Below are 26,554 nucleotides of genomic sequence, written 5' to 3'. Positions count from 1 at the left end.
GACAATGACGACCACCCTGGACTACACCGCCGACGAGATGATGACGGTCACCGCCGCGCGTTCCCTGACCACGGACATGGCGTGCTTCGTCGGCATCGGACTGCCGAGCACCGCTGCCAATGTCGCTGTGCGCACGCACGCACCGGGACTGTGGATGATCTACGAGTCGGGGACGCTCGGCACCAGGCCCGATTCGCTTCCCCTGTCCATCGGCGACGGCATCCTCGCCGAGACCGCCGACACCGTCGTCTCGGTTCCCGAGGTCTTCAACTACTGGCTGCAGCCGGGCCGAATCGACGTCGGTTTCCTCGGTGCCGCCCAGATCGACCGGTACGCCAACATCAACACCACCGTGATCGGCGACGACTACTCCGATCCGAAGGTGCGGCTGCCCGGCGCCGGCGGCGCCCCCGAGATCGCGGCCAACTGCAAAGAGGTCATCGTCATCGCGCGGCAGAGCACGCGGGCTTTCGTGGAGGCGGTCGACTTCGTTACCTCGGTCGGGCACGGGAAGGGGGCCGGCGACCGCGAGCGCCTCGGCCTGACCGGGCGCGGACCCACCCGGGTCATCACGAACCTCGGGGTTCTGGAGCCCGACCCGAGCACCCGCGAACTCACCCTGGTGAGCGTGCACCCCGGCGTCACCGTCGACGAGGTCCGCGCCGCGACGGGCTGGGACCTGCAGGTGGCGGCAGAACCGACAACGACCACCGAACCGGACACCAAGGAACTTTCGGTACTACGCTCGCTAACCAATAGCTAGCTCGCCTGAGACGTTGGATGGGACTCCCGCCATGGCTGAAGTATTCGTTCTGGACGCGGTGCGCACTCCCTTCGGGAAATACGGCGGCGCCCTCGCCGAGACCCGGCCCGACGACCTCGCCGCACACGTCATCAGCGGCCTTGTGGAACGCTCCCCCGAGCTCGACCGCATCGCCATCGACGACGTCTATTTCGGTGATGCCAATGGAGCCGGAGAAGACAACCGGAACGTGGCACGCATGGCGGGACTCCTCGCCGGCCTGCCCCCGTCTGTCCCCGGCGCGACCCTGAACCGGCTCTGCGGATCGGGCCTTGAGGCCGCGATCGCCGCCAACCGCGCGGTGGCAGTGGGCGACGCGTCCCTGATCGTCGCGGGCGGCGTGGAGTCGATGAGCCGCGCGCCGTGGGTGCTGCAGAAACCCGCCAAGGGTTTCCCCGCCGGCCACGAGACGCTGCACTCCACCACACTGGGGTGGCGGATGGTCAACCCGCAGATGCCGGACGAGTGGACGGTCTCGCTCGGCGAGTCGACCGAGCAGATCGCCGAGCTGTACGGGATCGACCGCGCCGAGCAGGACGAGTTCGCCCTGCGCAGTCACGCCAACGCGGCGGCCGCCTGGGGCAAGGGCATGTTCGGCGCCGAGATCGTCCCGGTCCCCGGCGTCGACCTGCCGCGCGACGAAAGCATCCGGGAGACCTCCCCGGAGAAGCTCGCGAAGCTGAAGCCGGCGTTCCGGGCGGACGGCACGATCACCGCCGGCAACTCCTCCCCCCTGAACGACGGCGCGGCCGCGCTGCTCATCGGAGACGAGCCCGCGGCCAAGGCGACCGGGCACGAGCCTCTGGCGCGCATCGTCAGCCGGGGCGTGGCCGCGGTGGAACCGCACCGGTTCGGGATCGGCCCCGTCGAGGCGGCCGAGACAGCGCTGCGCCGCGCGGGCATCACGTGGAGCGACCTGTCGGTCGTCGAGCTCAATGAGGCGTTCGCCGCCCAGTCGCTGGCCTGCCTGAAGCTCTGGCCGGAGCTGGACCCAGAGATCGTGAACCCGAATGGCGGCGCCATCGCCATCGGCCACCCGCTGGGAGCTTCGGGGGCCCGCGTCCTCGGTTCACTCGCCCACGAGCTACGCCGGCGCGGCGGCGGCTGGGGGCTCGCCGCCATCTGCATCGGCGTCGGCCAGGGCCTGGCCGTCGTGCTGCACGCCTGAGAGGACTTATGACCACCACACCGCAAGGCCACGAGGACCGTACCGGCACCGGCTACATCCGCGACCACGAGACCCACCCTCCCTTGGACTTCCCGGGGTACCGCAGCACCGCGCTGCGGCACCCCAAGCGCCCCCTGCAGTTGCTGCCGCATCTGCTGACCGAGGTCACCGGGCCGCTGCTCGGCGAGGGCCGGCTCGGAGAGCTCGACCACGACCTGACCCGGCAGCACGAAGGCGAGCCGCAGGGGCAGCGCATCATCGTGCACGGGCAGGTCCGCGACAGCGACGGCCAGCCGGTTCCGCACTCCCTCATCGAGATCTGGCAGGCCAACGCGGGAGGCCGGTACCGGCACACCGTCGACAACTGGCCGTGCCCGCTCGACCCCAACTTCAGCGGAGTGGGCCGCACCATCACCGACAGCGACGGCCGCTACCGGTTCGTCACCGTACGGCCCGGCGCCTACCCCTGGAAGAACCACGACAACGCGTGGCGTCCGGCCCACATCCATTTCTCCCTGTTCGGCCGGGCATTCACACAGCGGCTCGTCACCCAGATGTACTTCCCGGGCGACCCCCTGTTCTTCCAGGACCCGATGTGGAACTCGATCCCGGACGAGAAGGCGCGCGAGCGCATGCTGTGCCGGTTCGACTACGAGAACACCGAACCCGAATGGGCCCTGGCGTTCGAGTGGGACATCGTGCTGCGCGGGCGCGAGGCCACGCCCTTCGAATCCGAGGTGGACGACGACTGATGAGCGACACCACTCCCCCGACGACCCCGTCCCAGACCGTCGGCCCCTACCTGCACATCGGTCTGCACTGGCCGGACGGACCGTTCGCGGTGGCCGAAGGGACCCCTGAGGGGTTCTGGATCCGCGGGACCCTGACCGACGGAGCCGGGCAGCCGATCTCCGACGGGCTCATCGAGACCTGGCAGGCCGACCCGAACGGCCGGTTCGACCACCCGGACGACCCGAGGGGGCCGACCGGCTACCCGGGCTTTCGCGCGTTCGGGCGCTGCGACACCGACGAACACGGCGAGTACGGCATCTTCACGCTGGCGCCGGGGGCGGTCCCGGGGCCGGGCGACACCCTCCAGGCCCCGCACATCGACGTCTCGGTGTTCGCCCGCGGCATGTTGCACCGCACGGTTACCCGCATCTACTTCCCGGAGAACGTTAACGCCAACGCGGCCGACCCGGTGCTGAGCACCGTCGCCGACGAGACGGCCCGTTCCACGCTCGTCGCCGAACCCGCCACCGACGGCTACCGCTTCGACATCCGCCTCCAAGGGGAGAACGAGACCGTGTTTTTCGAGATCTAGATCGGTGATGGGGGTACGTGGTGCGGTGTCCAACGGGGCGGCGAAGGCCGGTAGTGGGCCAGCCCCCGGTAATCGCTCCTGGTGCCCGATGGTGGCGCGCCCAACGGGGGCCGCGAGGTCCCTGCGGCCCGTGGGAGTGACTCCCGGGGGCGTCAGTGTTCCCACGCGGCGAGGCGCGCCGAGAGTGTCCGTGGAGACATTCTCGGCGCTGAACATGTCCCCACAGCCACCTTCGATACCGACCTAGCCAACCGTCGATCACCGCAGGACCACCGGAAAGGCGACAAAGAATGACCGGGCTGTTCGGGGGCGTCTTCGCGCGCGGCGGCGTCGGGGCCGAGGTCAACGACGCGGCGTGGCTGCGTGCGCTCCTCGATGCCGAGGCCGCCCTGGCGCGCGCCCACGCGCGCGCCGGCCGGATCGATCCGGCGCATGCCGAGGCGATCGCGGCGGCCTGCGTCCCGGAGCACTTCGACACCGACGCCCTGGGCAGTGCCGCGCCTGGCGCGGGCAACCCGGTGGTCCCGCTGGTCAAGGAACTCACTCGGGTCGTCGGCCCAGAGGCCGCGCGTCACGTGCACGAGGGCGCGACCAGCCAGGACATCATGGACACCGCGGCGATGCTGGTGTGCCGCCGAGCGGGCGCGGTGATCCGCGCCGAGGCGGAAACCGCATGCGCGGGCCTGGCCGCGCTGGCCAGCGGACACCGCGCGACGATCATGGCCGGCCGGACCCTGCTGCAGCAGGCGCTGCCCACCACGTTCGGCGCTGTCACCGCCGGTTGGCTCGACGGTCTCGGCACCGCGACGCAGGCGCTGGGCGAGGTCGTCGAGTCCCGCACCCCGGCCCAGCTCGGCGGCGCCGCGGGAACCCTGGCGTCGCTCGGCGACGACGGCCCGGCGGTACTGGCGCACTACGCCGCCGAACTGGGGCTGCCCGAGCCCGTCCTGCCATGGCACACCGACCGCGGCCCGGTCGCCGAGCTGGCCGGGGCACTGGCCCGGGTGTGCGGCGCGGCCGGGAAGGCCGCCGGCGACATCGTGCTGCTCGCCCAGACCGAAACCGGCGAGGCCACCGAGGCTGGCGGGGCTGGTGTCGGCGGCTCGTCCACCCTGCCGCACAAGCGCAACCCGATCGCGGCGGTGTCGGCGGTGGCCTGTGCCGAACAAGCGCCGGGCCTGGCGTCCACCCTGTTCGCGTGCCAGGTCCAGGAGCACCAGCGCGCGGCCGGACGCTGGCACGCCGAGTGGCTCCCCCTTGCCGACCTGCTGCGCACCACCGGGTCGGCGGTGGCGTGGCTGGGTACCTCCCTCGAACGCCTCAGCGTGCACCCCGCCCGGATGCGCGCCAACCTCGACCTGACCGGCGGGTTCCCGCTCGCCGAGCGGGTCACCACGGACCTGGCTGGCGAGCTCGGCCGGCTGCCCGCCCACGAACTGGTGCAGGACGCCTGCCAGGACGCCGCCAACAGCGGGCGCGGGCTCGCCGCGGTGCTGGCCGAGCGCCTCCAGGGCCGCCGCACCGAAGCCCAGATCGCTTCCCTTCTCGACCCGGCCGGCTACGTCGGCAGCACCGGCACCTTCGTGGAGCGCGCGCTTGCGGCGCACGCGCGGCGCACGACCCGGAACGGCGGGCGAACCAGCGTGAACGAGGAACAGGAGTAGGACGTGAGCATTGACGTGCACTACGTCACCGACGGCCCCGCGGACGCCCCCGTCATCGTGCTTTCGGGGTCACTGGGCAGCACCCTGGACATGTGGTCTCCCCAGGTGGAAGCGCTGGCCTCCGAGTTTCGGCTGGTCCGCTACGACCTCCGCGGCCACGGGGAGTCGCCCGTCCCCGATGGGCCGTACTCGCTCGCCGAGCTCGGCGCGGACGCGCTGCGGCTCTTCGACCGGATCGGGGCCGAGCGGGTGTGCTTCGCCGGCTTGTCGCTCGGCGGAATGGTCGGGATGTGGCTGGGCGCCAACGCGCCCGAGCGGATCGACCGGCTGGCCGTCATGTGCACCTCGGCGCGGTTCGCACCGCCCGAGGCATGGGCGCAGCGCGCGGAGCTGGTTCGCGCGGAGGGCACCAGCGCCGTCGCCCCGGGTGTCGTACAACGCTGGTTCACGCCCGGATTCGCCGAGCAGCACCCCGAGGTGACCGACCGGATGCGCACCATGGTCGCCGGCACCCCCGCCGAGGGGTACGCGGGCTGTTGCAACGCCATCGAGCACGCGGATCTGCACCCCGACCTGCCCCGGATCGCCGCACCCACCCTGGTCGTGGCCGGCGCCGACGACCCCGCGTCCCCGCCCGACCACGTCGAGCGGATCGCGAGCGGAGTCAAAGGGGCGCGGTTGCAGGTGGTCGACTCCGCCGCGCACCTCGCGAGCTGGGAACGCGCCGACCGTGTCAACGAGCTGCTGCGGGAGCACTTCTCCGGCACCTCCTAGATCGGCGGGAGCGCGGCCGGCCACAACGGTGACGCGCCGGTGCCAGGAACAAGACACGAAGCGGACGGACTAGGCGATGGACACCGAGAACACCGACACCCCGCGGGACGAGACCGACCGGCACGCCGCTGGCATGCGGGTGCGGCGCGAGGTGCTCGGGGACGAGCACGTCGACCGCGCCGAGGCGCGCAAGACACCCTTCACCGAACCGTTCCAGGACCTCATCACGCGCTACGCCTGGGGTGACATCTGGACCCGGCCGGGACTCGACCGGCGGACGCGCAGTTGCATGGTGCTCACGGCGCTGGCCGCCATGGGCCACTGGGACGAGCTGAGCATGCACGTGCGCGCGGCCGTGCGCAACGGGCTGACGCCCGACGAGATCCAGGAGGTCTTCCTGCAGGCCGCGATCTACTGCGGGGTGCCAGCCGCGAACAAGGCGTTCGCGATCGCCCAGTCAGTGCTGTCCGAGCTGTCCGAGATCGACGGCTGAGCGCGATACCACCCAATCACACGAGCGAGGAAAGACCATGCGCACCAGCGTAGCCATCATCGGCGCGGGCCCTGCCGGCCTGCTCCTGTCCCACCTGCTGCACCAGCAGGGTATCGACTCGGTCGTCCTGGAGCGCCGCGACCGCGCCTACTGCGAGCAGCGGCAGCGTGCGGGCATGATCGAGCACGGTGTGGTCGAGCTGCTCCGCAATGCCGGTGTCAGCGACCGCATGGACCGCGAAGGCCTGCCGCACGACGGCATTGAGCTGCGTTTCGACGGGCGCAGCCACCGGCTGGACTTCCGCGAGCTGACGGGGCGCGGTGTCATGATCTACGCCCAGACCGAGATCGTGAAGGACCTGATCGGGCGCCGTCTCGCCGACGCCGGTCAGGTGCTGTTCGAGGCGCAGGCCACCGCGATCGAGGACATCGAGACCGACCACCCGCGGGTCCGCTTCACCCACGAGGGGACCGAGGACGTCCTGGAATGCGACGTCGTGGCGGCCTGCGACGGTTTCCACGGCATCGGCCGGGCCACCCTGCCCTCTGCGGTCGCGCGCACCTTCGAGAAGAGCTACCCGTTCGGCTGGCTCGGGATCCTCGCCAACGTCGCGCCCTCGTGCGAGGAGCTGATCTACGCGCACCACACCAACGGTTTCGCGCTGCACAGCATGCGTTCCGACGAGGTCAGCCGGCTCTACCTGCAGGTCCCCGCTGACACCGATCCCGCCGACTGGTCCGAAAAGCAGATCTGGGACGAGCTCGCCACCCGGTTCGAGCTGCACAACAGCGACTGGACATTGCAGCGCGGTCCCATCACCGACAAGGCGGTGACGCCGATGCGCAGCTTCGTCACCGAGCCGATGCGCCACGGGCAGCTCTTCCTGGCCGGGGACGCCGCCCACATCGTGCCGCCCACCGGGGCCAAGGGCCTGAACCTCGCCCTGCGCGACGTCTCGTTGCTCGCCGAGGCGCTGACCGCGCGGTACGGCAGCGGCGACACAACGCTCCTCGACGAGTACTCCGATACCGCGCTGCGCCGGGTCTGGCGTGCCGAGCACTTCTCGTACTGGATGACCTCGCTGCTGCACGCCCACCCCGAGAGTGACGAGTTCGACCGCCGGCTGCAGCTCTCCCATCTGAACCACATCGCCGACCGGCCAGCCGCGGCCACCCACCTGGCGGAGAACTACACCGGCCTGCCCCGAGTGTGACAACGCCGCCGGGACCGCTTGTCCATCTTGCGGGCATCGCGGCATCAACGTCCGATTCATCGACGAATGACACCGGTTAGCACTCGGATTACCTTCGAAGTGGCACGGCCTGCGGATATCGCGACCCATTTTCCGCATTAGAACGGGATTCGGTCGCGATTATTCGGGTTCGGCACCAGACGACTGGTTATCAGGAACCGAGACGGAGAATACAATCCCGGGGGACACCAGTCGGCCTGCGCACCCCAGGAGAGGACATCGATGTCTGGCTTGGGTTCCCCCTCGTTCCTCAAGAAACTGAGTGAACGGTACAAAGCGCCCGACGATATCGATATGTCCCAACCGAATGTCGCTCGGGTGTACTCGTACTACCTCGGAGGTAAGGACCATTTCGCGGTGGACCGGGACATGGCGAACTACGCGGAGGATGTCGTGCCCGGGGTCACCGACCTAGCGATGGCGAACCGGGCGTTCGTGCAGCGCGCCGTCCGGTACCTGGCAGAGCGCGGGATCCGCCAGTTCCTCGACATCGGATCCGGCCTGCCAACCGATGGCAATGTGCACCAGATCGCGCAGGAAACCATCCCCGGCGCCCGGGTCGTCTACGTCGACCACGACCCCATGGTGCTGACCCACTCTCGGGCGCTGCTCACCGACAACGCCACCAGCCTGGTGATCAAGGAGGACCTCACCTGCCCGCAGAAGATCCTCAACGCCGAGGGAAGCCGATACCTGCTCGACCTGAAGCAGCCCGTGGGCCTGATACTCGGTGGAATCCTGCACCATCTGCACGACTCCCAGGCCCCGCTGCGCCACACCCGCGAACTGTGTGACGCCCTCTCCCCCGGCAGTTACCTCGCGATCAGCCACTTCTGCCACCCCGACGCCGCTGAGAACCCCACCGACGCCGAACGCGCCGAACGGCTGCAGCAGGCCTTCCTGGAGAAGCTGAGCACCGGGCTGTGGCGCAGCCACGAGGAGATCCTCGCGTACTTCTGCGGCTGGGAGATGCTGGACCCCGGCCTGGTTCCATTGGACGAATGGCACCCGCTGCCAACCGGATCCAGCCTTGCCGGCTCCTACCGCATGCCACCGCGCAACCGGCAGATCATCCTCGGAGGCGTGGCGCGGAAACCCTGACATGGCGTGCGGGCACGGGACAAGCGCAGACGTCGGGTGATGTTGCTTCAGTCCGGTTGACGCCTGTCTGTAACCCGGCGTGGCAGCGCAGGGCGCTGGAGGCGCTGCTGGGCAAGCTCCCCGATGCCTCGGCGGCGGTAGCGCCGCGCGAGCTCAAGAGCCTGCCCACCCGAGCCAAGAAGATCAAGGTGCTTCGGTCGAGTGGGCTCGGAACACGGGCAGCACCTCTTCGAGGTCGGCAAGGGCCACGTGGGCGGCGGGGCCGTGAACGAAGCCGCGGACCCGGGCGTGCAGACTTCCGAAGCGCTCCGCCATCCGTGCCTCGACCCATGCGCGATCGAGCCGGTACTCCTCACCGTCCTGCCGCCGGGGCTGAGAAACGCTGAACAGCATCCCACCGCAGTCGACTCAGCGCCCTCGACCGGTGGAAGGCCGAAGGATGGCCGCAACGGTTTCGACACGAATCCGTCCCACCGCCTTCACGATCCAGCACGCGCTGGCATCCTCGCCGAGTGAAGTCCTACTCGCCCCCGTTTTTCACCAAACCGGCCGTGGAGGGTGTCCCGCTGCGCCTCCGACCTCGGCTCGCCAGTTGGGAACGCGGTGGCCACCCGGATCAAGTACGGCTTGAGGAGTATCTGGTTCACGTCCAGGACATCCTCCGGACGGGACTGGAGCAGACGCCCGACCCGCTCGCCCTCTGGCTGGATGTCGGCCTTCCGAGGTCGGTCGCTCTGCTGGAACATCACGACCTGGACAATTACCTCTTCCCTCTGGTGAGCCGACTCAGCAAACACAGCGGACGTCAATTCGCTTCGGTGTGGTGCACCAAGCGCCATGCGGAGTCCTCACGGATCTGCCTCAGCCAGGCACGTCCTGCGACTGACCGCCCACTCTCCGGCCGCATCCATGAGGTCGCCACCAACGCCTCATCGCAATCCGCCGCCTACAAACAGCAGATCGCCGAGCAGCTGGGCAACGCCCCGCGACTTCCGGACGGCGCGATCAGCCTCCAGCTCGGGTTCTGTGTCGGGCCCCGGCGCGGGTGGGCGAATCTCTGGAAGCCCACGATCGACGCCCTTGACGGGCTTTTGGGCCGCACTTCGCCGGCACGGCAGTGGCACCCGCGCGACGACCGTATCGTCGAACTCGGCCTGCATTGCCGTATCGACCAGTCGTTGGGCAACGAGGTGCTCATCCGGGTCGAGGCGACCTCGAAACGGTAGGGACAGCCACCCGACCGCCGCCACACAGGCCTTCGCCTGGCACAGCAAAAAGCCAGGCCCTCAGGGCCTGGCTCGGATGCTCCCCTGGCAACTCCTGTCTCTAACCCGGCGCGGCAGCGCAGGGCGCTGGAGGCCCTGCTGGCCAAGCTCCCCGATGTCTCGACACCGATTGCGCCGCGCGAGCGCACGAGCCTCTCCGCCCGCGCGAAGCAGATCAAGGGCGACCAGGCGCGGGAGATCGTCGCCGCCTATGAGGCGGGAGCCACGGTCTACGAACTGGGCCGGCGCTTCGGCATCGCCCGGCAGACGGTCAGCAAGATCCTCAAGCGCCACGGCGCGCAGATGCGCCGCACCGGCCTCTCCCCCGACCAGATCGACGAGGCGGCGCGGCTGTATGTGCTGGGGTGGTCGCTGGCACGAATCGGCCGGCGTATGGAGTTCAGCCCGGACACGGTGCGGCTGCGGCTGTTGGAACGAGGGGTGAGGATGCGGGGTCGGTACCAGCGGTAGACGGGTGTCGAACCTGTGCCTTGGACGACCTTTGCTAACCCCGGTCGGTTGGCGGACACCCTTGGGGCGCTGTGGCGCAAGCTGCCCAACCTGGAGTCGTTTCTCCCAACGAAGGAGCCGCAACAGGTGCCGCGGGCGATACAGCGTCCCACCGACAAGCACATTTCCGACATCGTGGCCGAATACCGAGAGGGCGCCACCATTCGCCAACTGGCCATCAAGCATCGGATCGGACGCGAAACCGTCAGCAAGATCCTGAAGCAGAGCGGGGTCACGATGCGCCGTACCGGCCTCACGCCCGAGCAAGTAGAGGAAGCCGTACGTCTCTACACAAAGGGATGGTCACTGGCGAAGATCGGTAACCGCTTCAGCGTGGACGGCAAGACCGTCTGGAGCCGCCTGACGGATCGGGGAGTCAGGATGCGCGAGCCGTATGAACGCACCTCGTAGCCAGCCTCGTCTCCTTATGAGGCAACGCAGACAAGTCCATTCCACCCTCGCCCCTGCCGAATAATGAGTAGACTCCAGTCCATGGACAAGGCACTCCAAGCGTTCGGGGAGAATTTCCTCAAGTACGTTCTCGCAACCACACAGCTTGATGCAGAGCCAACACCTCAACAGAGAGAGACCGTTTCCTTTCTTGAAGAAAATATCACAGCACTAGACCAAACCAACCCTGACGCATTAAACAGATACTCAACTCTCCAAAACTTCGCGGCGCAGATCCTCAATGGAGGACTATCACTCGCCAATGAAATGCGCCTCCACTGTGGAGGCACCCTCCCTGCCGTTGAAGATGAAGATCCCCTGGCGGCAAAACTGTTCAGGCTAGCTATAGATGTATATCCACTTCTCCTCATTCCTTCACCCAAAGACATCCTGGTCCCTGGCAAGATTTTCATGGCAGCCACTTTTAATCATACAGAAAGGCATGAATTTTACACAAGCGCCATGAGAGATGAATCACTACAAAAAATATTTACCCATTCACCAGAGAATGATGACAGCGAAGCAGCCGAAGAGAGTCACCTTGGAATACATTCAGACTTCCTCATTTTTTCAAATGGAAACGGTGGTGGCATTCAGCTAACTTCACTCCCTGACTCCATATTGGACTATGCATGGAAAATATGCATCGCGAAAGGTGGTGCCGAGATAGATGAATATCTGGATGAGGTGCGCACCACGCTTGGTGTAGTAAGAAGGGTCGCCGAGGGCAAACAAGCACAGGTGTATACCATTGTCGGACTTGGAGGAGTTAAGCTTGAAGATAATCAATCTATCGACCTCTCCTTCGGTCGACTCATAGCGGTACAGGACGCTGCGCTGGAAGTCATCGTCGGACACCGTGACCTACAACAGCGCACTCAGGCAATCCTACTTGTACCGACGCACTTAAAAATCATGGGGAATATCAGTGGTGATGCTGAAGTTGACCAGTTCTACGAACAAAATAGCGATGCCTTTGAGTCTCACAGAGGGGACCTTGAATATAATATCTTGCGTGCAAGGCTAGCACTGCTCCTCGCGTCGACAGATGAAAGACTTGTGGCTTCACCGGTCACCTTTCAAACCACGCTTGAACCACTCACGAGCAGCAGTGGCTACAGTTGGCTTCCCATCGAGTTCAGTGGTGCATCGGTGAATATTAGCGCTGAGACTGCATTGCGAGTTACAAACTGGTCTAGCATTCTCAAAGAGAGGCATCCGAAGAGCCTTAATATCGCCGCACGACGTCTACTTTCTGCTGTCTCAACACGATTCGACGCAACCGACGCACTCATCGATGCCGTCGTAGCCTGGGAGAATATGTTCGGCGATCCACAGGAGGCGACTCTACGGGTAACTGGTGCAATGGCGAAGATACTGGAACCAAACTCTTTCGACGATCGAAAGAAGCTTAAATCTCGCCTGAGTAGGATTTATTCGACACGAAGTGATCTCATCCATGGCAGCCATGGCAAGGAGCCCAAGAGGAGCGACATATACACCTACCGCCAGGAAGCAATAAGGTATGCGCTGGATGCGCTGCGTTGGCTCTACAATAACCCTAATCTGTTAAACAAAAACTCAGCCGACCGAAGCCTCAGTATCCTGCTCGACACCATCGAAGACACCGGCGATTCCGTCACACCATTGGCGCGTGGTCAGGACTGATAGATTACGATTCCTCACCATTCGACCCTGCTAGCGCATCCTTCACAGACTTTATATCGCGTTCAGCCGGTTCGTTCGAGGCAAGCACAACGACGAGCGCACACGCACGCAGCGCCAACGCGGCTGTCTTACGATCTACTTCGTCCATAAATCCATGAGCCACGAGGTTACGAACATTGTAACCATCCTTCAGCAGGAACACCCTCAGGAAGCAAGCCCAATCAGGATCGAAGTCACACTTCTCTTCCAATTTATCCAGCAAGGATCCTAGTCCAGGAAACTGGCCATCCGCATCACCAACTGCTGCCCGATACACAGGCTCGTTGAGCTCTAGCAATATGGACCGAGCCGATGCTTCAATCTTTGGAACCGCTAGATGCACACTAGCCGCAAATTCGTCTACCCAGTAGAGCTGAAGCGCTTTAGCGAGAGCCTTAGCCAAGAACGGGTGGGTTCCGGAATCGGAAATACATGCTTCAACATCCTCCAGAGAAAGGATTCCAAATCGTGCGCGTATCGTATCTAGTGCGCTAGCCAAGAGCAGACCACTAAGTTGAATGTTCGCACTCGCTGCACGAACGCGCTGACGCTGGAGAGAATCCTCTTCACCAGATACAACTCGCTTTGGGAAACCTTCTGGCCCAAATTTGACAGTCGTAGCTATCTGTTCGACAACTGAGACTTCTTTGAGGTTGCGTGCCGTCTCTTCGTTGTTCGGAACGCTACCGCTAGGAGAGTCACTCTGGAACCAGTACGCCAAAGCTTCCTGCCACGTCTGGGCACGCTCGTAGGGAATCAGGTAGTTGCGAAATATCTCAGATGGGATGCTGAACTCAGTTTGCAAGGTCTTCCACTCCACCTGTGGAGCAGACTGCAACCTCAAAACCGCCACTTCTTCAAGGTGCGAGACGCCGTACCGACGTGCGGTTGATGCTGCCTCATTCAGATAATAGACTTTAATAAGGGCTTCTCTCCCGTTATCGGCTTCCTTCAGCAGGGCATGAATTTGCGCCTCGCTAGCACGCTGTATGCGAGCATCATCGCCAGCGGCCCTTCGCCGAACAATATCGGCAACTTCTTTAACGACATGCGCTTCCGCGTAGGCCTGCAACGCCGTATCGAGAAGATCATCAACCTTTGGATTTATTGGCTGAGTCTTGTTCTTGCGCGGCGAAACCGCAATGGCATCCAGTAGCGGCACGGCTACGTAAGCAGGATTACTCTCGAGGAGAGCGCCTTCTGCCATATCCACCATGGCAGAGGCAACCTGCTGCTCCAGATCTGAGAGTCCTACTGAGCGAGCAAGAGTCAACGCCCTGAGTAGACCAAAGCCTTGCTCATGATCTTGAAGGCTTCCCCCCACTGTATCCAGGTAGGCTCTAATAGCTCGCTCAGCAGCATCACGGCGATTTTCTGTCAGCTTTAGCGTAAATAGAATATCTGCAAATCGAGCCCGAGCTACAGGATGCGTCACAGCCGATGCGAGATCGACCCACAACGCTCGCGTCTGATCATCGGCGTCATTCAGTGATCGCGGAAAATAAGAAGGTCCATCCAATGGAACGAGAGAAGCATCCGGCCTAGATGACCCGATTGGCGTCGACCGCAAAGAGTAGCCAAAAGTCATCACCAGTTCACGCTCAGCCGCAGAGGGAAGCGGAGGATTTAGGCTTGTCGCCAGCTGCCTCAAGTTAATACTCACTGCGCGGAAGGTATCAGCATCTTCGCAAGCTGAGTCAACAAGCTGCGCCAAAACTGACACAAGACCGGGATCATGTGTATAGGTCAGTGGCTCCTGAGTGGATTCCTCCGAAGACGGTTCTCCAGTCAAATCAGAATCTTCGTTGATGGGTTCAGCATCTTCCATGTCTAGCCCTCCACCCGACGACTCACGCAGTCTTGAGAAGTCAGTCAATCAAAAAAAGGTGTTGAAGACCTCGCATCGAACATCTTCTCAAGCACCGGAATTTCTGTCACCTTCTTTTTCGTCAAACTCTCCCACACAATCCCCCTCGGCCGTCGCCGCTCCTCGCACGGGATGACCTCATCCGGCGTCACGATCAGATCCACCCTGAAGTCGTGTTCGGCTTCGGGGATCTCCTCGTCTATGACCTGGAGTTGGTGCACCGGCGCCACGATAGTTGTCGCCTCTGACACCAACCCGGCCTCGATGAGCAGTGCCACTTCCAAGTCGGAGTAGCCGGCGCCCTTGCCGATGCGGGCTCCCGTGCGGTTGACGGCCACGCTCCCGCAGACCACGACGTCGATAGGACGCATCTCGTCCACACCGATACGTTGGGCGGTCATCTCGGCGCCCTTCTTCTCTGCGGCCTCTTCCAGCGGCAGGCTCAGCGCGGCGGGATCGAGCAGGTAGAAGGGCTTGAGGCTGGCCATGCGCGGCACGGCCATGTAGAGGAGCTTGCCGTCCTGGAGCGCCCGGGTGCGGACGGGGAGCTGCGCCCAGTCGGGGTTGGCCTTGATGGTGCGGGCGTCCTTCCAGACCTCCAGTTCGGCCAGGCGCTCGGCCGTCGCCTCGGCGCAGTGGAAGCCGGGGATGGTGCCGTAGGAGTCGTCGGGAACAACGCCTTGGGCGAGGAGATGGCGCCATACGCGGTCGCGCACGGCGGCTTTTGCCTGGTCGAGGTCGGTCATGCGCGCCTACTGTCGTTGCTACTAGATGGCTGCCATCAGGGCGAGGAGCCGGTCCTGGACGTCGTGGACCCACGACTCGTGGCGCCAGGGGCGGAGTTCCTGTCCGGCGGTGAATGCCAGGTTAAGCCCGCCACCGCCCCGCGTCAGCTCGACGGCGTCGATGGTGCGGTGCATGGTGGTCGCGGCTTCGTCGAGCTTGTGCTGCCGGATGAGGGCGAGGGTGAGGTTGCCGTAGGCGATGGCCTGGCTCTTCTTCCGCTCGGTGAGGGCATGGGCGGTGGTGCGCAGGAGGGGTTCGGCGCGTTCGGGCTGGCCGAGGAAGAGGTAACAGGAACCGGCCAGGCGGTGGAACTCGGTGCGGGTGTAGTACTCCGCGGCCACATCATCGGTGCTGGGGCGGTCGAACTGGGCCTCGGCCTTGGCGAGGGCGTGCTCGCAGGCGGCGTGATCGCCCAGCATGGCGCGGCCTTCGGCGACGTGTAGCAAGGACAGTCCGGTCAGAGCCGGGCTGACGGGGTTGGCGATCTCGGCGGCGCCGGCGGCCAGGATGGCGCCGTGCTCGGGAGACGTCTCGCCGTAGAGGGCGAGGTAGCTCTTGCGCAGGGTCGCATACGCCTCGGTGCTCGCATCGCGGGCCTGGCGGGCTGCCTCGATGGCCTCGTCCAGGTAGGCGAGCGGTGCGGCGTGGTCGCGGCGCTGGCTGACGTCCCAGACCAGTTGGCTCATGATGGTGGCCGACTCGGCTTCGACCTCGAGCAGGGCTTTGCGGACGCGCGGGTTGGCGGCGTTCTCGCGCAGGAACCTCACTTGGCCGTGGAGCTGGCCAGCGGAGCTGAGCAGCGCGGTGGAGGGCACCGTGTGGTACTGCTCGTCAACTTGGCGGATGTGCTCGTGCAGCGAGGCCACGGCCACGAGATCGACCTGCGAGGGGTGTTCCAGCACGTAGCGCATGCGTTCGCCAGGCTGGGCCTGAGGGACGGTCACGTCATCGAGGAGTGTCCGCAGCTCTTCGGGCGTGACTTTCAGGGCGCGGGCGAGCTTGGGGCGAATCCATGGCTGGGGGTCGGTTTCGGCCCGCTCCCACCGCACCACGGTGGAGCGTTCGACGCCGAGGAGTTCGGCCAGCTTCTCTTGGTTGTAGCCCGCCGATTTGCGATGCTGAGACAGCCCTACGCGCCTGGCCGCCATGGCTATTTCCTCCGGGGGTAATAGGGGCGGTCCCACCTTAGCCAGGCCAGGGCGTATATGCCCAGTCCAGGGCCACCTCTGCGCCATTTTTGCCTCAGCCCTGCACCCCTTGTGCTCTGGGTTTTTCCAGGTCAACCCGCTTGTCTGGCCATCAGGCCGGTCCACCGGCGCACGCCGGGGACCGCCGCTGAACCGGTTGGCCCACGACCTGGAGGAGCCCGAACGTGCAGCCCACAATGTACGGCTATATGCGCGTGGCAAACGACCATGCCACGAATGATGAATTACTCCGCATAAAGCACGAGTTGACCGAATACGCCACCCGTGAGGGATTCTGCCTCGGCGAAGTGTTCGCCGAAGGCACCACCTGTTCGGAGTCGGCGTTTCACACGCTGCTGGAGGCACTCAAGCGCCACCGCGTCAGAGACGTCCTGGTGCCCTCGCTGTGGCACTTCGCCCGACTGCCGGGGCTGCAAGACGCCATGCGCCAGCACATCGAGCACGAGACCGGAGCCCGTATCTGGGTGATGCAGGGGCAGTACCGATGAACCAGACCACTGCCCCCGCCGCACTCGAACGCCTCCGCCGCCACCTCTACGAGGCAGGCATCCATCCCGCCGTCGACCACGAGGCCGGAGCACCGGCCTTCCTGCACGCCGGCTGCGTCAGCATCTCTGCCACTCCGCAGCACTACCGAATCGAGCATCTCGACGATGAGGGCGAAACACGCCGCACCATCACCCTCGCCCACACCCGTACCGACGACGCCGTCCGCCTGTGCGGGCCTACCTCACCACGCAGCACCAGCACACGAGACCGAATCCGACACAACTTCCCCACGCGGGAGGGCGGTCGTGATGGCCCGGGGTTCTCCACTTCCACCGCCATCCATCCAGCACGCGGCGAGCGAACCGGTGCTGGCCATCGGGCTGGCGGTAGCTGTCAATCTCGGTGAGACGTTCTATGCTGCTGGTTCTCCCAGGTCGGGGCTGGCTTCCTCGCGTTCGCGTTGTGGCTCGGGCGGGTTGATGTGGACGACCTCCGGCAGCGGGGGCGGCAGGGGTACCGAGCGGAACCGGTGCGGGTTGGCGGCATAGGCCTCGCGCAGCACCCGGGCCCGCTGGGTCTGGACCCGGTGGGCGCTGTGGTCGTGCACCGAGGCCGGGGTGTGGAACCCGATGCCCGAATATGCCGGTGGTGCTGGTTGTAATAGTCGAAGAACGCCGTGCAGAACACGCGCGCGTCGGTCAGGCTCATGGCCACAGGTCGGCGTGTCCTCATCTCGCCCTGATTGTTCTAGTGAAGACGCATTCGTCCGTTATGTCTCACTTGAGTCTGACAGACAGGGTGCGCCGAGGGGCGATCCGGGCCTTGGGAGACGCAGGAATCATGCGGGCGGCCGCCACCTCGGTACCTCGTCACTCTCCTGCGGCTTTTCAGAGACGAACCATACGGGTTCGCCGGCCGCAACCGATTGAGGAGGTGGCTCGACATGAGCGAGCAGCCCACCGGAACCCACGAGGAGAAGAAGGCCACGGTCGCCATCAGGGTTTCGCCGGGGTCAAGCAGCAACTCGACTCGGTGGTCGCGCTGACGGGCAAAACGCTCAACAATGCCGGTGTCGAAGCCTCGGAGGACTACGTCGCCAAGGTGCTGTCCGACCCGGCTGTGCGTGACAAGGCGTTGGAGAGCCTCCAGGAGGAGGAGCGGGCCTTGCAGGAGCGGCGGCAGGCGCTTCAGAACATACTGGGTGAGGACAAGACCGCCGGCGGCACGCCCGACCCCGGTTCCACTCGATCCGCTACCCGCAAGTCCAAGTCGAGCGAGTAGCACGCTTCGCCCTGGAGCAGCAAGCTCGGGCGGAGCATATGGCGGGACCCTGCCTGGATGCATTGTGGGTGCGTCTAGGTGGGGCTCTCGCCGGTTTTCTTGCAATCAACCTTTTTCCAAATCCCCCGCCGCACATTCTTCTTTACGCACTCCTCGAACTGTATTGATTATCCGATGGCTAGCGCTTTCCTTCTAGTTCTTTCAGCCTCATCAACAGGCCATCGCCACCCTTTTTCACGCCCGAAAGGATCTCAGTTCCGCGCCCGTAGTTCGTAGTCATCTCCTCATTGTCCCTTGGCTTCGATTCGAGCATCCTGGAGACAAAATCAAGCTCAACAACGTCATGTTCCCCGAATCCGTGAACCTTATGCTCTCAATTGACAACCTTCAGCAGCCCCCCGTACCTTGTCGTTATTTCCCATAGGGTGAAGAGCTCACCGTCACTACCAAGACAATAGAATATGTCTGTTTCTTTGACTTGAACATTACCTCGAACATACTCGGACCCGAGGTCGCTTACTATCTCCTCATGGCGACGACCTAGCACCCAATGGTCTTGACAGACGCGCTTTTCTTCTAAGTACTCCACATCCTCAGTATAATACTCTGTCTTGGTGAATAGACCGAAAATCCCTCCCTTCACCTGACGCGATTTTGTCTCCGGCTTGCTCCGTTTACATGAACGAACTCCGCCAGCTGGAGGAGCCTGGATCCTTTCGGCAGACCTTCGTGCCTGTGCTCTTATTTCCTCCAGGTTGACGTCGGATTTAAGGCGGCTTCTATCATCTGCATTAGACATTTATCTCCCAGGACGGCAAATATGCGCAGAGAGTGATCGGGCATTCAAACCAATGGGTAGGCGAGTTTACCCTGCAGCATGAGTAGTCATTGGTGATGGCTTGGCGAGGATGGCTCTTTAGCCACCGCGGACGCCGCTTCAGGCCCAACCACACAGATCCTGGGACCGCTCGCAGCAACTGCAGGGCCATAGAGGCAGTGCTCCATAATTTGTTGGGGCGGGCGCTCTACTCTGATACCTTCCAGGCGCTACTATGGTTGCATTCCGACAGGGATTCTCCAGTACAGGACTTTAACCCTTTATACTCGAACGACAACACTGAGATCATCATTATATTTTTCCGAAATGGGGCCGATAAGAGATACGGCACATTTTGTTGACATGGGATCCGAAAATCATCCCCGCCATAATCAGAACCATTTGTCATAGCTGACGGATGTTCGTCAGCCATGACACAAAACATCTTTGGATTCTAAATTAATGCCCAGCATAGAGATAAATTACTTCTTGGGCGGCTTCACTTCTTTCTCATCATCCTCACGGCCGGAGTCCCCGTCTCTTCCTCCTTGGCCTCCACTGCCTTGGGTTCCACCACTTCCACTGCCATCAGAAAAAGCGATCACCCAAAATGGATCGTTCATCGTCACCCTTCCATTTCTATACGAATACAGAAACTACCATTGCCATGCTAGGCCATACGAACATCCAACTGCGAGATGATTCCAAGAGAACGTTGCAAATCCAGACTCATCGAGTGAAACCAAGTTGTCCTCGGCGTGGGTTCCTGGAGCCAACCATTCGGGTAGATCGTCAAAATGCCAAACGTACTTCGGCCTCTTCTGATTCGGAAATCTAACACCAATCACCGCACGTTCCGTCGGAACGTTCAAATTAAAGATCCCGCAGCAGTCTTCCCAGTCGTCACGCACGAGATCATCAAAACCGACGTGATGGCTCTTGACGAGCGAAAACTTGGCCCGTTCTCCCTTGTGAAGAGGCTGAGAAAATCTCACCTCGGAGACATAAATACGCCCCTGCTGGTTATTACGATGGATTTCAGAGTCATGAGCGATCGAAAGGGAGCCGGAGCCAAAAAGTCTCAACTCTGGCAAATCGTCAGTATTCTTACCCCACCAGTGGGTGCTCTGCCTCCAAGCGTCAAGTCCATCACGCAGGGAGGTAATCTCACGGGTTTGTAAAAACTCACGCCTTTGACCGGGGTATGCGGGAAAGTTGTACAGCGACTCGTAGAGATTCATTACGAAATCTCCACCCTCGATGAGACTCCTTGACCCCTTTGACGTCGTCGCCTCTTCGCGAATCGGACTCACCCTTTCTACTGCGCTTCCTTGCACATCGTCACCCTCACGATAAAGAGCGAGAAATACCATGTACAAGTCACGGCTCAAGGGCTCTTTCCTATAGTTACGATCCCACGTCCAGTGCTTGTCCCTTAGTCTCGCCACACTGCTACGTCTGTCCCGCGCCGGCACGCCAGCCCATTGGCCCAATCCAAAGAGCATCCTGACTGCCTCACGATCCTTATTGATTAGACGCTCATCAACAATCTTTTCCATGAGGTCAATCAACACTTGAGCCCGCACGCCTAAAGATGCCTCTCCCCCGGACTTATTTTCAACAGCCGGAAGCTCCAGGAGAGGAGAATCTTCCAAGGAGGCGGCGTAGATCCCCGGACTTATAAGCACCCGCAGCGCATCTATATGCACTTTGGCGTAATCTGGAACAGAAAATTTTCTCATAAATACACATCTTGTTCAATAATTACCCAATCTAAACATTGCACCTAAATCGCCCTGGGATCTATAGCTCCGACGATACTCGACATATATTCCCTAATCTCGACGCTTTCGGACGCCTTTACCCGCTTATCGCAAGGCATCTTGTTCTTGGGAGCGCGCTCCCTTCCGCTCACGCAGTAGAAGGGACTCCACAGTGACCGTCTTCGCTGTCTTCATCGCCATCACCGGCACCGCCTGCCTCGGAGCCGGACTCTTCATTGGCCGCATCCTGCCGCGCAGGAAGGGCCAAGACCCCATCGGCGTCGTCAACACCCAGCGCCGCATACAGGCCGAGGCCGACCTGCGCGACGTGCAGAAGGAGCACGACGGGACCACTCGTGCCCTCGAGCGCCAGCGCCAGATCTGCAACGCCTGCTCGCGCTGCACCAGCGGAGGTGCGTGATGTACCTCCCCGATCTCCGCCACCACCTCCCCATGCTCTACCTGGCCCTCGCAGATCACCTGCGGTTCGTGGAGGGCACCCAGGCCAACCGCTCGGCAGCACCAGCGCAAAGCCGCCCAGCAGCGCCTCCGCGCCGAGCTGGCCGCTATTGATCTGTTTCCGCTCACCAACCCTGCCGATCAGCGGTGGTGACCGTTCCCGGCCCGGGCGCTCCCTGCGTCCGGCCCGCTTCTCCCTCGTCCTTCGGCGCCCTGGTGCGCCATACACACCAAGGAGCATGCACCATGCCCGATCGCTCTACATTCCATTCCGGCCAAATGCCGCGTGCTGGCCTGTTCACGGCGCCCGAGATCAGGTCGGCGTCGCGCCGCCGCCCGCCCCGCCGTTCGCGCTTCACGGCCACCGCTGCCGCTGCCGCTGCCGCTGCGGTAACCATCGCCCTCTCCGCCTGCACCCTGCTGGAGGACGCCCCCGATTCCGCCGTCCTGGACGAGCACCGCGCCATGCTCGTCAACTGCGGCGATGTTCCCCCGGCCTCGCTGGTGCTGGTGGACGGTACGGGCAGTTCGGAGGCCGAAGTAATCGCCGGTAAGCGGCTGGCCGCCATTGAGTACATCGCCCGACAGAGGAAAGCCTGCTCGACCTCGCGGCTGACAGCACGGTGCCGCAGGGCAGGATCAAGACCCGGCTCCGGGAGATTGAGCGACTGCGGGTGCGCCTGCGCGAGCGGCTCACCAACACATCCGAGGATCTGAGCGAGGCGGCCCGACTGATCGAGGTGTGCCTGAAGCTGCTGGAGAGGGCCTATGCCCTGTACCTGCGCTGCTCCGAGGAACAGCGGCGGATGCTGAACCAGGCGATCTTCCACGGGCTGTATGTGGTGGAGGATCCACTTGACCCGGACGGCGGCAGCGTGACGGGGCACGCGCTGAAGGAGCCATTTGCGCGGCTGCATGCGGTGCAGAAGGCCGCGGAGCACACCGTGGGCGAGATGGGGGCGAGGCACTCGCATCCGAGGCGGCAGCGGGTGATACACCGCCCCACAACGCAGCAGGGTCCTTCCCCGTTCGGGGAAGGACCCTGCTGCGTTCGATGCCGTGGACGTACTGCTAGGCGGTAACCGTTTGGGCAACGGTTCTAGTAGTGCGTCTCTGGCTCCCGCGACTGGACTCGAACCAGTAACCTGTCGGTTAACAGCCGACCGCTCTGCCGATTGAGCTACGCGGGATCGGTTTCCCGGGGAGCGGATCCCCGTGGGCAACAGGTAATATCCTAGCGCACTCGGCGGGGTGCTGGTGACAGTTTCTTGGCGTTCTTGGCGAAGAGACTGCCGGGTGTCTCCCGTCTCACGGGCGTGTGCACCGGGTAACGTCGAATGCGTCAGCACCATCGACGTCGAGAGGTACCCATGCGCTACCGGATCACCTTCGCTGCTGGACTCGCCGTCGGTTACGTCCTCGGCGCCAAGGCGGGCAAGGCCCGCTACGAGCAGATCGCCCACGCTACCCGCCGCGTCGCCGAGAGCCCCGCCGTCCAGGAGACCGCCGGCCTCGTCGGTGCGCAGGTCAGCAACGCCGGCAAGGTCGTCTACGCCAAGGTCGGCGAGCGGATCCCGGTGACCTCGGTCCGGGACTTCCTCGCCCGTCCCACCGCGGAGGAGGAAGACGAGATTCATCGCGACCGGCTGAACGGTGCCCGGCCCGACGCGTCCGACCGCTGAGGCTGCCGCGTCTGCCGGGGACTTAGGGTGGAGGCATGCGATGGTTGCGCGATAAGCTCCTACCACGCGAGGTTCGCGAGCGGCTTGCGCTCGCACGCGGAGAGCGGATCCTCGCGCACGCACCGTCCGCCGAGGGCACTCTCGTGGCCACGACGCACGCACTTCACCTCGCCGACGGACACGCGGTCCCGTGGCAGCACATCGACCGCGCACGGTGGAGCGACAGCGGGCTGCACTTCACCGAGGAGGGCGCCGGCGAGTGGTTCGTCGCTGTCGAGGAGCCGGGCAAGCTGGCGGAGACCATCCACGAGCGGGTGACCGCCACCATCGTGGTGAGCCGGCACGTGCCCCTCGACGAACGAACCACCGCCGAGGAAACCACGCAGGACAGCGACGCCGACGAGCCCCGCGGGTTCCGGCTCGTCGCCCGCCGCCCTCCGGGCGGCAGCGACATCAGTTGGCAAATCCACATCGACGAGGGCGTCGACCCCGAGGACCCGCGCGTCGCCGAGAAGGCCCCCGTCGCCCTTGCGAATCTTCGCGAGCAGATGGGGGTCTAGACGTACTGGCCACGGAGGTCAGGTACAGCCCAGTGGCGCATGCGCGCAGCCGCGCCCACTCACCGCCGATCTTGAGCGTTTCGTTCCTTCCCGAGCGCTCGGGAAGGAACGAAACGCTCAAGATCGGCGCAACAGAGCCGCGGCCGGGTGGGCGCGGGTATCGTACCCACCCGACTCTTCCGCTGCTGGCCTAGCGGCCGTTCCGCTGGTCGAGCGCGCTCGCCAGCACCTCGGCGATGTGCTGGGCCGGGCGCCCGGCCTCCTGGGTGATCTGGGTGCGGCAGCTGAATCCGTCGGCCAGGACCAGGGTGTCGGGATCGGCCTCGCGGACGGCGGGCAGCAGGACCCGCTCCCCCACCGCCTTCGAGATGTCGTAGTGGCCGTCCTCGAACCCGAAGTTGCCGGCCAGCCCGCAACAGCCGGATTCCAGGACCTCGCCGTCGATCCCGGCGCGTTCCATGAGAGCCCGGTCGGCGTCGAAACCGATCACGGCGTGCTGGTGGCAGTGCACCTGGCTGAGGGCCCGCGCGTCGACCCGCGGCGGGCTCCAGTCGGGCGCGTGTGCGGCGAGGAACCCCGCCAGCGTGTACACCGACTCCGCCACCCGTTCGCTCGGTTCTCCCGGCAGCAGCTCAACGAGGTCGGTACGCAGCGCCGCGGTGCAGCTCGGCTCCAATCCGACAATAGGGATGCCTTCCGCCACGTACGGCGCGAGAGCCCGCAACGTGCGCCGCATGACGCGGCGGGCCACGCCGAGCTGGCCGGTCGACATCCAGGTGAGACCGCAGCACACCTGCCCCTTGGGCACAACGACCCGGAAGCCCGCGTCCTCCAGCACGCGCACGGCCGCGACCGGAACGCGCGGGGTGAGGTAGTTGTCGAACGTGTCGGGCCACAGCAGCACCGTCCCCCGCTCGCCCGCCGAGGGGCCGCGCCGCCGGAACCACCGTGTGAAGGTGGTGCGCGCGAACTCCGGGATGGTGCGCTCCTGCGCGATCCCGCCGGCCCGCTTCAACAGCGAGGCCAGGCCGCGCGCGCCCGAGACCCGGTTCACCTCGGCCGGAGCCAGCGTCGCCAGGCGGGCCCAGACGGGCAGCCACCCCATGGAGTAGTGCGCGGCGGGTCGCACCCGGCCCTCGTAGTGGTGGTGCAGGAACTCGGCCTTGTAGGCGGCCATGTCGACGTTGACCGGGCAGTCGCTGCGGCATCCCTTGCAGGACAGGCAGAGGTCGAGGCTGTCGCGGACTTCTTCGGAACGCCATCCGTCCGTGATGACCTCACCGTTGATCATCTCGAACAGCATCCGGGCCCGGCCGCGCGTGGAGTGCTTCTCGTCCTCGGTGACCATGTAGCTCGGGCACATCACGCCCGGCCCCTCGTGGCGGCGGCACTTGCCCACGCCCATGCATCGGCGCATGGCCCGGGCGAAGTCGCCCTGGTCCTCGGGGTAGGACAGCAGCGTCGGCGGGGCGCTGGTGACGGTCGCGACGCGCAGATCAGCGTCGATCGGCGCCGGGTCGACGATGACTCCCGGGTTCATCATGTTCCGCGGGTCCCAGATGGACTTGAAGGTGGAGAACGCCTTCAGCACGCCCTCGCTGTACATCCGGGGCAGCATCTCCGAGCGCGCCTGGCCGTCGCCGTGCTCGCCTGAGAGCGACCCTCCGTGCTCGGCGACGAGGTCGGAGGCCTCCTCCATGAACGCCCGGAAATCGCCCCGGCCCGCGCGGCTGGCGAGGTCGAAGTCGATGCGGATATGGATGCAGCCCTCGCCGAAGTGGCCGTAGGCCACGCCGTCGCGGCCGTGGCGCTCCATGAGCCGGTCGAAACCGCGCAGGTAGGAGCCGAGCTTCTCCGGTGGCACGGCGGCGTCCTCCCAGCCGGGCCACGCTTCGGTGCCGTCCGGAGCGCGGGTGGCGAGGCCGGCGCCCTCCTCCCGCACGCGCCACAGTGCCTGCTTATGCGCGGGATCGGTCACCACGACGGACTCCAGAGGGCGTGCTGCCCCGGTCAGATCGCGCACCATGGCGCGCCCGGCCTCGGCCGCCGCCGCCATGTCCTCGCCGCCGATCTCCACCAGCAGCCAGGCGCGGCCTTCGGGTAGCCGCACCCCGGAGCGCTGCCCCGGGCGGTCCAGACTGCCCAGCAGCCGCTCGTGCAGCCCTTCGACGGTCAGGGGCGAGTGGCCGAGCATCTCGGGCACGGCGTCGGCCGCGGCCGGTGGGTCCGGGTAACCGAGGACCACCAGGGCGCGGGCGGGCGGGGACTCGACCAGCCGCACCGTGGCGCCGAGAATGGTGACGCAGGTGCCCTCGGTCCCGGTGAGGGCCCGTGCGACGTTGCCGCCGTTCTCCGGCAACAGGTGGTCGAGCGCGTACCCCGACACCCGCCGGGAGAACTGCGGCATGCCGGTGCGCAGCTCGCCCATGTAGGCCTCGGTGAGGTCGCGCAGCGCCGCGTGGACGCGTCCCTCGATGGTCGGCTGGGCCGCCAGGCGTTCGCGCTCCTCGCGGGAGGTGGCGCCGACGGTCATCCGGGTCCCGTCGTGGGTCAGGATGTCGAGCGACTCCACGTTGTCGGCGGTGGTCCCCCACGCCACGGAGTGCGAACCGCAGGCGTTGTTCCCGATCATCCCGCCCAGCGTGCACCTGCTGTGTGTGGAGGGGTCCGGGCCGAACGTCAGGCCGTGCGGCTGGGCCGCGCGGCGCAGGTCGTCCAGGATGACGCCGGGCTGCACCCGCGCCACCCGGGCCGCGGGATCGATCTCCTCGATCGCTGTGAGGTGCCGCGAGGTGTCGATGACGAGCCCGGAGCCAATGGAGTTCCCGGCGATGCTGGTGCCGCCGCCGCGCGGCGTCAGTGGCACGCCGTGCGTGTTGCAGGCGGCGACAGCGGCGATGATGTCGTCGATCGTGCGGGGGACAACCACGCCGAGCGGGACGTGGCGGTAGTTGGAGGCGTCAGCGGTGTAAAGGGCGCGGGTCCCGGAGTCGAAAGACACCGATCCGGAAATCCCGGCGCGGAGGTCGCGCTGGAACCCTTCGATGTCGACATCGTCCGCTGCCTCGGGGTTGTGCAGGTCGGCCATGATCCAAGCCTGGCGTCTGAATCAAGTTGTTGACAACCTCGTCG

General features: G+C 64.7%; 25 protein-coding genes, 1 tRNA gene and 2 pseudogenes. 21 read left to right on the top strand and 7 right to left on the bottom strand.

Translation table 11 applies throughout. The annotated features are described in order from the left end of the window. Nucleotides 1-4: 4 nt before the first annotated feature. The 15 genes and pseudogenes from F4561_RS05970 (at nt 5) to F4561_RS05905 (ending at nt 12,471) form a co-directional block, all read left to right on the top strand. A complete protein-coding gene (locus F4561_RS05970; protein WP_184575554.1) occupies nt 5-763 on the top strand; it encodes a CoA-transferase subunit beta in 759 nt (252 codons plus the stop codon). 31 nt (nt 764-794) lie between these two features. Beyond that, nucleotides 795-1,970 (top strand): thiolase family protein, encoded by a 1,176-nt coding sequence (locus F4561_RS05965; RefSeq protein ID WP_184575552.1) that lies wholly within the window; start codon nt 795-797, stop codon nt 1,968-1,970. Nucleotides 1,971-1,978: 8 nt separating this feature from the next. Then, nucleotides 1,979-2,722, top strand: coding sequence for a protocatechuate 3,4-dioxygenase subunit beta (pcaH, locus tag F4561_RS05960; protein ID WP_184575550.1), 744 nt, complete (start codon nt 1,979-1,981; stop codon nt 2,720-2,722). After that, nucleotides 2,722-3,294, top strand: a complete 573-nt coding sequence (gene pcaG, locus F4561_RS05955; protein WP_184575548.1) for a protocatechuate 3,4-dioxygenase subunit alpha — start codon at nt 2,722-2,724, stop codon at nt 3,292-3,294. The genes pcaH and pcaG overlap by 1 nt, the downstream gene beginning before the upstream one ends. Nucleotides 3,295-3,584: 290 nt before the next feature. Then, nucleotides 3,585-4,958, top strand: coding sequence for a 3-carboxy-cis,cis-muconate cycloisomerase (gene pcaB, locus F4561_RS05950; protein WP_184575546.1), 1,374 nt, complete (start codon nt 3,585-3,587; stop codon nt 4,956-4,958). A gap of 3 nt (nt 4,959-4,961) precedes the next feature. Next, nucleotides 4,962-5,732 carry a 3-oxoadipate enol-lactonase gene (gene pcaD, locus F4561_RS05945; protein WP_184575543.1) on the top strand — a complete coding sequence of 257 codons (771 nt, stop codon included), beginning with the start codon at nt 4,962-4,964 and terminating at the stop codon, nt 5,730-5,732. A gap of 115 nt (nt 5,733-5,847) precedes the next feature. Then, nucleotides 5,848-6,225, top strand: a pseudogene (pcaC, locus tag F4561_RS05940) (4-carboxymuconolactone decarboxylase); the annotation flags it as partial. A gap of 37 nt (nt 6,226-6,262) precedes the next feature. Next, nucleotides 6,263-7,438 (top strand): 4-hydroxybenzoate 3-monooxygenase, encoded by a 1,176-nt coding sequence (locus F4561_RS05935; RefSeq protein ID WP_184575539.1) that lies wholly within the window; start codon nt 6,263-6,265, stop codon nt 7,436-7,438. 261 nt (nt 7,439-7,699) lie between these two features. Continuing rightward, complete coding sequence (locus tag F4561_RS05930) at nt 7,700-8,578, top strand: SAM-dependent methyltransferase (protein ID WP_184575537.1); 879 nt, start codon at nt 7,700-7,702, stop codon at nt 8,576-8,578. A 201-nt stretch (nt 8,579-8,779) separates the two neighbouring features. Further along, nucleotides 8,780-9,094, top strand: a complete 315-nt coding sequence (locus tag F4561_RS05925) for a hypothetical protein (RefSeq protein WP_184575535.1) — start codon at nt 8,780-8,782, stop codon at nt 9,092-9,094. Then, nucleotides 9,091-9,804 (top strand): hypothetical protein, encoded by a 714-nt coding sequence (locus tag F4561_RS05920; RefSeq protein ID WP_221445380.1) that lies wholly within the window; start codon nt 9,091-9,093, stop codon nt 9,802-9,804. Before F4561_RS05925 ends, F4561_RS05920 begins: the two co-directional genes overlap by 4 nt. 36 nt (nt 9,805-9,840) lie before the next feature. Further along, nucleotides 9,841-10,125, top strand: a pseudogene (locus F4561_RS33900) (hypothetical protein); the annotation flags it as partial. A 21-nt stretch (nt 10,126-10,146) separates the two neighbouring features. Continuing rightward, nucleotides 10,147-10,314, top strand: a complete 168-nt coding sequence (locus tag F4561_RS31940) for a hypothetical protein (protein ID WP_221445379.1) — start codon at nt 10,147-10,149, stop codon at nt 10,312-10,314. A gap of 48 nt (nt 10,315-10,362) precedes the next feature. Continuing rightward, nucleotides 10,363-10,764: a helix-turn-helix domain-containing protein gene (locus F4561_RS05910; RefSeq protein WP_221446337.1), complete on the top strand. Its 402-nt coding sequence runs from the start codon at nt 10,363-10,365 to the stop codon at nt 10,762-10,764. A gap of 81 nt (nt 10,765-10,845) precedes the next feature. Continuing rightward, complete coding sequence (locus F4561_RS05905) at nt 10,846-12,471, top strand: HEPN domain-containing protein (protein ID WP_184575533.1); 1,626 nt, start codon at nt 10,846-10,848, stop codon at nt 12,469-12,471. A 4-nt stretch (nt 12,472-12,475) separates the two neighbouring features. Here the strand turns inward: F4561_RS05905 and F4561_RS05900 are convergent, their stop codons facing one another. Genes F4561_RS05900 through F4561_RS05890 form a run of 3 tightly spaced genes read right to left on the bottom strand, consistent with a single transcriptional unit; the run spans nt 12,476 to nt 16,311 of the window. Further along, nucleotides 12,476-14,338 (bottom strand): DUF7380 domain-containing protein, encoded by a 1,863-nt coding sequence (locus F4561_RS05900; RefSeq protein WP_184575531.1) that lies wholly within the window; start codon nt 14,336-14,338, stop codon nt 12,476-12,478. A 44-nt stretch (nt 14,339-14,382) separates the two neighbouring features. Further along, on the bottom strand, nt 14,383-15,123 hold the full coding sequence (locus F4561_RS05895) for a 5-formyltetrahydrofolate cyclo-ligase (protein WP_184575529.1): 741 nt from the start codon (nt 15,121-15,123) through the stop codon (nt 14,383-14,385). Between the two features lie 21 nt (nt 15,124-15,144). Continuing rightward, entirely contained in the window at nt 15,145-16,311 is a 1,167-nt protein-coding gene (locus F4561_RS05890) for a helix-turn-helix transcriptional regulator (protein WP_184575528.1), read from the bottom strand. 236 nt (nt 16,312-16,547) lie between these two features. Between F4561_RS05890 and F4561_RS05885 the strand changes: the two genes are divergently transcribed. After that, nucleotides 16,548-16,859 carry a recombinase family protein gene (locus F4561_RS05885; protein WP_221445801.1) on the top strand — a complete coding sequence of 104 codons (312 nt, stop codon included), beginning with the start codon at nt 16,548-16,550 and terminating at the stop codon, nt 16,857-16,859. Nucleotides 16,860-17,272: 413 nt separating this feature from the next. On the opposite strand, the gene F4561_RS05880 is transcribed toward F4561_RS05885, so the two are convergent. Beyond that, nucleotides 17,273-17,467: a hypothetical protein gene (locus tag F4561_RS05880; RefSeq protein WP_184575524.1), complete on the bottom strand. Its 195-nt coding sequence runs from the start codon at nt 17,465-17,467 to the stop codon at nt 17,273-17,275. Nucleotides 17,468-17,892: 425 nt separating this feature from the next. On the opposite strand from F4561_RS05880, the gene F4561_RS05875 reads away from it, so the two are divergent. Further along, the gene (locus F4561_RS05875; RefSeq protein WP_184575522.1) at nt 17,893-18,141 is read left to right on the top strand and encodes a hypothetical protein; all 249 of its coding nucleotides are present in this window, start codon (nt 17,893-17,895) and stop codon (nt 18,139-18,141) included. A 1,473-nt stretch (nt 18,142-19,614) separates the two neighbouring features. On the opposite strand, the gene F4561_RS05870 is transcribed toward F4561_RS05875, so the two are convergent. Continuing rightward, complete coding sequence (locus F4561_RS05870) at nt 19,615-20,700, bottom strand: hypothetical protein (protein WP_184575520.1); 1,086 nt, start codon at nt 20,698-20,700, stop codon at nt 19,615-19,617. 193 nt (nt 20,701-20,893) lie between these two features. Here F4561_RS05870 and F4561_RS05865 point away from each other — a divergent pair, with 193 nt between their 5' ends. After that, the gene (locus tag F4561_RS05865; protein WP_184575518.1) at nt 20,894-21,142 is read left to right on the top strand and encodes a hypothetical protein; all 249 of its coding nucleotides are present in this window, start codon (nt 20,894-20,896) and stop codon (nt 21,140-21,142) included. A 661-nt stretch (nt 21,143-21,803) separates the two neighbouring features. Continuing rightward, nucleotides 21,804-22,262, top strand: a complete 459-nt coding sequence (locus tag F4561_RS05860; protein ID WP_184575516.1) for a hypothetical protein — start codon at nt 21,804-21,806, stop codon at nt 22,260-22,262. A gap of 32 nt (nt 22,263-22,294) precedes the next feature. On the opposite strand, the gene F4561_RS05855 is transcribed toward F4561_RS05860, so the two are convergent. Further along, a tRNA-Asn gene (locus tag F4561_RS05855) sits at nt 22,295-22,370 on the bottom strand. Nucleotides 22,371-22,550: 180 nt separating this feature from the next. Here F4561_RS05855 and F4561_RS05850 point away from each other — a divergent pair. Beyond that, nucleotides 22,551-22,862, top strand: coding sequence for a hypothetical protein (locus F4561_RS05850; RefSeq protein ID WP_184575514.1), 312 nt, complete (start codon nt 22,551-22,553; stop codon nt 22,860-22,862). Nucleotides 22,863-22,897: 35 nt separating this feature from the next. Further along, nucleotides 22,898-23,422 (top strand): hypothetical protein, encoded by a 525-nt coding sequence (locus F4561_RS05845; protein WP_184575512.1) that lies wholly within the window; start codon nt 22,898-22,900, stop codon nt 23,420-23,422. Between the two features lie 190 nt (nt 23,423-23,612). Here the strand turns inward: F4561_RS05845 and F4561_RS05840 are convergent, their stop codons facing one another. Beyond that, on the bottom strand, nt 23,613-26,510 hold the full coding sequence (locus F4561_RS05840) for an FAD-binding and (Fe-S)-binding domain-containing protein (RefSeq protein WP_184575510.1): 2,898 nt from the start codon (nt 26,508-26,510) through the stop codon (nt 23,613-23,615). Nucleotides 26,511-26,554 lie beyond the last annotated feature (44 nt).

The organism is Lipingzhangella halophila, from assembly GCF_014203805.1.
Lineage (GTDB): Bacteria > Actinomycetota > Actinomycetes > Streptosporangiales > Streptosporangiaceae > Lipingzhangella > Lipingzhangella halophila.
This window is presented reverse-complemented; position numbering and strand designations above follow the sequence as displayed.

Coding starts and splice junctions, on each gene's coding strand:
- F4561_RS05870 (WP_184575520.1), bottom strand. CDS start 20,700: ATGAGAAAATTTTCTGTTCCAGATTACGCCAAAGTGCATATAGATGCG.
- F4561_RS05840 (WP_184575510.1), bottom strand. CDS start 26,510: ATGGCCGACCTGCACAACCCCGAGGCAGCGGACGATGTCGACATCGAA.
- F4561_RS05845 (WP_184575512.1), top strand. CDS start 22,898: ATGCGATGGTTGCGCGATAAGCTCCTACCACGCGAGGTTCGCGAGCGG.
- F4561_RS05970 (WP_184575554.1), top strand. CDS start 5: ATGACGACCACCCTGGACTACACCGCCGACGAGATGATGACGGTCACC.
- F4561_RS05890 (WP_184575528.1), bottom strand. CDS start 16,311: ATGGCGGCCAGGCGCGTAGGGCTGTCTCAGCATCGCAAATCGGCGGGC.
- pcaB (WP_184575546.1), top strand. CDS start 3,585: ATGACCGGGCTGTTCGGGGGCGTCTTCGCGCGCGGCGGCGTCGGGGCC.
- F4561_RS05885 (WP_221445801.1), top strand. CDS start 16,548: ATGTACGGCTATATGCGCGTGGCAAACGACCATGCCACGAATGATGAA.
- pcaH (WP_184575550.1), top strand. CDS start 1,979: ATGACCACCACACCGCAAGGCCACGAGGACCGTACCGGCACCGGCTAC.
- F4561_RS05850 (WP_184575514.1), top strand. CDS start 22,551: ATGCGCTACCGGATCACCTTCGCTGCTGGACTCGCCGTCGGTTACGTC.
- F4561_RS31940 (WP_221445379.1), top strand. CDS start 10,147: ATGCGCCGCACCGGCCTCTCCCCCGACCAGATCGACGAGGCGGCGCGG.
- F4561_RS05900 (WP_184575531.1), bottom strand. CDS start 14,338: ATGGAAGATGCTGAACCCATCAACGAAGATTCTGATTTGACTGGAGAA.
- F4561_RS05930 (WP_184575537.1), top strand. CDS start 7,700: ATGTCTGGCTTGGGTTCCCCCTCGTTCCTCAAGAAACTGAGTGAACGG.
- F4561_RS05965 (WP_184575552.1), top strand. CDS start 795: ATGGCTGAAGTATTCGTTCTGGACGCGGTGCGCACTCCCTTCGGGAAA.
- F4561_RS05905 (WP_184575533.1), top strand. CDS start 10,846: ATGGACAAGGCACTCCAAGCGTTCGGGGAGAATTTCCTCAAGTACGTT.
- F4561_RS05935 (WP_184575539.1), top strand. CDS start 6,263: ATGCGCACCAGCGTAGCCATCATCGGCGCGGGCCCTGCCGGCCTGCTC.
- pcaG (WP_184575548.1), top strand. CDS start 2,722: ATGAGCGACACCACTCCCCCGACGACCCCGTCCCAGACCGTCGGCCCC.
- F4561_RS05895 (WP_184575529.1), bottom strand. CDS start 15,123: ATGACCGACCTCGACCAGGCAAAAGCCGCCGTGCGCGACCGCGTATGG.